General features: G+C 73.7%; 3 protein-coding genes, 1 tRNA gene and 1 pseudogene. 1 reads left to right on the plus strand and 4 read right to left on the minus strand.

Annotation, left to right across the window (positions count from 1 at the left end):
* The first annotated feature begins 76 nt into the window (after positions 1-76).
* Positions 77-152: transfer RNA gene (locus tag E2E34_RS30810), tRNA-Arg, on the plus strand.
* A 54-nt stretch (positions 153-206) separates the two neighbouring features.
* Here the strand turns inward: E2E34_RS30810 and E2E34_RS30815 are convergent.
* The 4 genes and pseudogenes from E2E34_RS30815 to E2E34_RS30830 form a co-directional block, all read right to left on the minus strand.
* Positions 207-1,379 (minus strand): serine hydrolase domain-containing protein, encoded by a 1,173-nt coding sequence (locus E2E34_RS30815; protein ID WP_244316291.1) that lies wholly within the window; start codon positions 1,377-1,379, stop codon positions 207-209.
* Positions 1,380-1,596: 217 nt separating this feature from the next.
* Positions 1,597-3,093 (minus strand): FG-GAP and VCBS repeat-containing protein, encoded by a 1,497-nt coding sequence (locus tag E2E34_RS30820; protein ID WP_138905149.1) that lies wholly within the window; start codon positions 3,091-3,093, stop codon positions 1,597-1,599.
* A gap of 49 nt (positions 3,094-3,142) precedes the next feature.
* On the minus strand, positions 3,143-4,558 hold the full coding sequence (locus E2E34_RS30825; protein ID WP_244316293.1) for an FG-GAP-like repeat-containing protein: 1,416 nt from the start codon (positions 4,556-4,558) through the stop codon (positions 3,143-3,145).
* A gap of 190 nt (positions 4,559-4,748) precedes the next feature.
* Positions 4,749-5,343: pseudogene (locus E2E34_RS30830) on the minus strand (hypothetical protein); the annotation flags it as partial.

Below are 5,343 nucleotides of genomic sequence, written 5' to 3' on the forward strand. Positions count from 1 at the left end.
CCCGCAATGCCGCACCCGCACGAGCACCCATCCGGTACCCTGTGGACCGGCACCCTCACGGGCGCCACATGTGTCTGCCTCCGTAGCTCAGGGGATAGAGCACCGCTCTCCTAAAGCGGGTGTCGCAGGTTCGAATCCTGCCGGGGGCACCAGCACAGAGGCCCCCAGCCGATCACGGCTGGGGGCCTTTGGCATGCATGGGCGGGTCAGCTCGGGAAGAGCTCGGCCAGGAGGAACTTGGTCAGCTCGTCGGCCGGCGCCGTGCCGTCGGGCGACTGGTTCAGGTTGGTGAGCACCACGACGGTCGCCCGGCGTTCGGGGTCGTGGCCCACGAAGCTGTTGTAGCCGGAGATCTGCCCGTCGTGGCCGAGGAAGCCGTTGACGTCGGCGATGCCGAGTCCGTACGAGGGCCGGCCGGGCGTGGTGGAGGTGGGGATGAACGTCAGCCGCTCCCGCTGCGTCCGCGGGTCCAGCAGGGTCCCGGTGGCCAGGGCCGGTGCCCAGCGTCGCAGGTCGTCGACGGTGGAGGCCGCGGCGCCCGCCGCCCAGCCCGCCGAGCCGCTGGCGTGCGTGACGTTCCGCGGGTTGCCGGCCGACCAGTCCGCGACGGCGGCGGCCTTGCCGGTCAGGACCGGGGCGGTCAGGCCGGCCACGTTGCCGATGAATTGGTAGCCCTGCGCGTACGGGCCGGGAAGCGAGGTCCCGTTGGCGAGGCTGGTCCGGTGCATGCCCAGCGGGCCGAAGACCCGCTCCCGCATCAGCCGGCCGAGCGGCCGGTCGGTGAGCTGTTCGGCGATGAGGCCGAGCAGGACGTAGTTGGTGTTGGAGTAGTGCCATCCGATGCCCGGGCGGAAGTACGCCGGGTGGCTGAACGCGATGTCCAGCAGCTCCCGGGGGGTCCACCGCGCCTCGGGGTGCCGGTCGAGCCGCCGGTTGAAGGACGGGTCCTCGGCGTAGTTGTACAGGCCGCTGGTCATCTGGAGCAGCTGGCGGATGGTGATGTTCTTCCCGCCCGGGACCTCCGGGCGGTAGGCCGCCACCGGATCGTCCAGCGACAGCCTGCCCTCCTGGACGAGCTGCAGGACGACCGTCGCGGTGAAGGTCTTGGTGATGCTGCCGACCCGCAGGTGGTCGTCGGTCCCCAGGGGAGCCCCGGTGGCGAGGTCCCCGGTGCCGAGCGTCTTGGTCCAGGTCCCCCACTGCGGCGTACTGACCGAGACGATGGCCCCCGGAATGCGCAGCCGCTGCGTCATGGCGACCAGATCCGGCGTCAGCTGCTCCGGGTGCGAAACCGCCCGTACGGTCCGGACGGCTCGCTCGTCGGCGGGGGCGCCCAGCGCCGGCGCGGCGGCGGACAGCGGCAGCAGTGCTGCCAGCACGAACGCCGCCGCGGACCGGGCACGTACGCGCCGGGTCCGCGGCGGGAGCCGGAGCCCCGGCGTCCGGGATCGGTCGGGAACCGCTCGCGCCATCGGTCCGGTGCGCATACGTGACCATCCGTTTCGCCGGGGAAATGATCACGCATGGTCTAGCACCGGGCGCGGGGCGGCGGACCGCCTTGCGCCGGGCGTGGGCGTGTCCGTACGCGACCGCTTGTCAGCCGCGTCCGATCACCATCCCGTACTGCTGCGTGCTCGTCGACGACGGCAGGCCAAGGTTCTTCGGCGTGAGCGCCCTGGAGCCCGTCGCCGTCGGGCCCTGCGCGGTGCCCGGCAGGTGCCAGACGCCGCCCCGGGAGGAGTCCTCGCCGGGCGCGCCCACCGCGAGGTCCGCGCGGCCGTCGGCGTCGAAGTCCCGGAGCCGGACCGAGGCGCCGAAGCCGTCGCCCCGCTCGGCGCTGCCCGGGACGCCGGCCGTGGCCTGGGTGAAGCCGACGCTCGCCGCGGCGCCGCCGGAGGTCAGCAGGCCGCTGTCGGTGCCGCGTACGAGGACCACCGTGCCCGCGTTCTGCTGCGAGCCGATCGCCTCGTACGCGTCGCCGATGGCGAGGTCCGCGCGGCCGTCGCCGTCGGCGTCGGCCGCGTCGAGGTCGGCGCCGAGCCGGTCCTCGCCCTCGGCGGTTCCGGCGATGCCCGGGGTGTCCTGGTGGATGTCGTGGGTACGGGCGCCGAAGGCGCCGGACGCCGAGCCGTACGCGATGTGCACCAGCCCGCCCTTGAACACCTCGGCTCTGCCCGTCGAGTAGTCCGCGCAGACCGGGGTCTCGATTTCGTAGTTGGGGTAGCAGGCGCCCAGGGCCAGGTCGTCCGTGCCGTCCGCGTCGAAGTCGCCGGCGGCGAGCGAGGCGGCCGAGGCCGTGGTCCGCCACAGCTGCGCGGGGGCGCCGTCGCGCCAGTGGTAGACGGCCGTGAACCTGCTCTCCGCCGCCGAGACGGACAGGGCCAGGTCGTCGTCGCCGTCACCGTCGAAGTCGCCGGTGGCGAGGGCCTTCACACCGCCGAAGTCCGCCCCGGCGATGGCCCCCGTCAGCGTGTCCGGGGAGGCGGCGGTGAGCGGGCCCGGGCGCAGTACCGCGTCGCCGTGCTCCTCGCCGCGCCGGCCGAGGGCCAGGTCCGTACGGCCGTCGCCGGTCACGTCCCCGGCGGCGAGCGTCGCGCCGACCTCGGCCATCGCGCCCTCGCCCCGCGCGACCGTGTGCCCGCCGCCGGTGAAGCCGGAGGCGGAGCCGCGCAGCACGGTGACGGTGCCGTGCTCGGCGTACGCGTCGGAGGTGAGGGACTCGCTGGAGGCGCCCACGACCAGGTCGGCGTAGCGGTCGCCGTCGGTGTCGGCGGCGGTGACCGCCGAACCGAAGAGGTCGCCCGCCTCGGGGGTCCCCGGCACTCCGGCCGTGGCCTGGCTGATCCGTACGGAGCCGTGCTTGCCGGGGCCGTTCGGGCCGCCCCACAGGACGTGCACGTACCCGGCCTTGGCCCTGTCGCCCACCTGTGCGGACGGCAGCCCCACCGCGAGGTCCGGGTAGCCGTCGCCGTTGAAGTCCCCCTGCGGCGCGGGGGACGCGGCGTCGGCGGCCACCGCGACGCCGCCGGGCACGCTCGCGCCGAGCAGCGTCGCCGCGCACAGCGCCGCCGCGGAAAGGATTCTGTCGCGCATCGTTGTCTCAGTTCCTCGTGGTTCGGGGGACGGGCTCAGGCGGGGCGTGTCAGCGGCCGAAGACGTCGGCGAACTTGCGTCCCTCGACGACCGGGTAGCCGAAGTCGGTCGCGTTGAAGGCCGTCGCGTCGGTCGTCGTCAGGCCCGAGGACGCACCGCGCAGCACCCACGCCGCGCCGTCGTCGTACCCGTTGGGCACGACGTCCTCGCCGAACGCGCCGATCGCGAGGTCCGCCCTGCCGTTGCCGTCGATGTCGCGCAGCCGCAGCGCGGAGCCGAAGTGGTCGCCCGCCTCGGCCGCTCCCGGCACACCCGACGTCGCCTGGTGGACGGACCGGGCGCCGCTCGTGGTCAGGCCCGCGGCGCTGCCCTTGAGGAACACCACGTTGCCGACGCTGCGGCGGCCGTCGACCTCTTCGTAGGTCGCGCCGACCGCGATGTCCGCGTACCCGTCGCCGGTCGCGTCGCCCACCGCGACGGCGGCGCCGAAGTAGTCGTACTCCTCGTCGGTGCCCGGCACACCCGCGCTGTCCTGGGTGTACGTGGTGCCCTTGGCGGGGAGCCCGGCCGCCCTGCCGTACCGCACGGTGAACGAACCGCCAAGCCCGGACCTCGAGTTGCCGGTGACCAGGTCGTCGAATCCGTCGCCGTTGATGTCACCCGCCGCCACGGCGGGTTCCCAGGCGACGGCGCCGGGGTCGATGCCCTCGGCCAGGACCGTGTAGGAGGAGCCGATGTCGGCGGGACCGCCGCGCAGCAGTCCCACGTAGGGGGTGGTGGAGGAGCCCGTGCGCTGGCCGTGCAGGACGTAGTCGCTGCCGTCGGTGCCGGAGAAGTGGCCGCCGACGACGCCGTAGAGCCGCACGTCCTCGGGAAGGAACTTCACCTTCGGCGCGAGCGCCCCGTCCTGGGCGGGGTTCCCCTCCTCGTACCACCAGAAGCTGTTGGCGCCGATGACGGCGAGGTTGCCCTTGCCGTCGCCGTCGAGGTCGGCGAAGGAGGTGCCCTCGCCGAACATGTGGGCGTCGGCGCTCGGGGCGGTGAGCATGGTGCCGCCGCGCGTGAACGGCTTCTCTCCGCCCCAGACGATGGTCACGGCGCCGTTCGCGCTGCCCGTGATCTTCTCGTAGGGGGCGCCGATGATCAGGTCGGCGTAACCGTCCCCGTCGACGTCTCCGCCGGTGACGTTGTCACCGAACTTGTCCTCCGACTCCGAGGTCCCGGGCACACCCGGGGAGTTCTGGGTGATGTTCACCGAGCGGGCGGGGCTGACGCCGGACGCCGAGCCGAAGAGCACGGTGACCGTGCCGCCGCTCGCCTTCGGCGTGCCGATGGCGAGGTCGCGGTAGCCGTCGCCGTTGAAGTCGTCCGGCAGACCGGAGGGGGCCGCGACGGCCGCGGGGGCGACGAGCCCCGCGACGGCGAGGGCGGCAGCCGTGACGACGGCCAGGGTACGAACGCGCAAGGTGGTGCTCCTGTCTGGAAACCGACGCCGCTTCGCGGCTTCGGTGACATAAGACCTCCGCGAAGGCCGAACGGTTGTACGGCGGTGAAGACCAGGTGAACGGCGCCTCGCACGCCCCGCCGCCACCGCGTCGGCCGACGGTCGCGGGCACCGCGTTTGGCCGGTAACAAGCGCCCTTGCGCCGCCCGCCCTAGGCGCGGCAGGAGAGTTTCATCTGGGCCGCCGCGTGGTGGGCGCCCACCAGGTCGTCGTCGCCCCAGTCACGGCCCCGGTCGACCAGTTGGACGGCGAAGCTGTCCCCCTTGACCTCGTAGCTGCCGACGGACACCAGGCTGCCCCGGTGGGCGGTCTGGCGGACGGCGAAGGCGGCGTACGACGACGAGTCGTCGTCGGGGTCGGCGAGCAGCCGGTAGAAGGTGGGGTGCCCGGCGACGTCCGTGTCGCGGCGGCTCTCGGGCACGTAGACGGACAGCGCGCACGCGGCGAAGCCGTCGCCCACCCGCCAGGACCAGGTCGCGGTGTTGCCCCGGTCCTTGTCCTCGGCGCCCGACATGGGGACGGCGGAGAAGCGGCCGTCGCAGGAACCGCCCTCGTAGCCGCCGGAGTCGACCGTGTACCAGCCCGCGTCGCCGTTCTCGAAGCGGCGGCCGACCGGTAGAGCTCGACAGCGGCTCGGGGCAGAGCGTTCGGGGGGCAGCGCACCGCCGAGCAGGCGCGCGACGATCCCCTTCTCGCGGCGGATGACGCCCCAGCTCCTGTGCGGTTGTCCGCAGTGGGTGCGGTGT

It is taken from the genome of Streptomyces albidochromogenes (genome assembly GCF_005981925.1).
GTDB classification, from domain to species: Bacteria; Actinomycetota; Actinomycetes; order Streptomycetales; family Streptomycetaceae; genus Streptomyces; species Streptomyces albidochromogenes.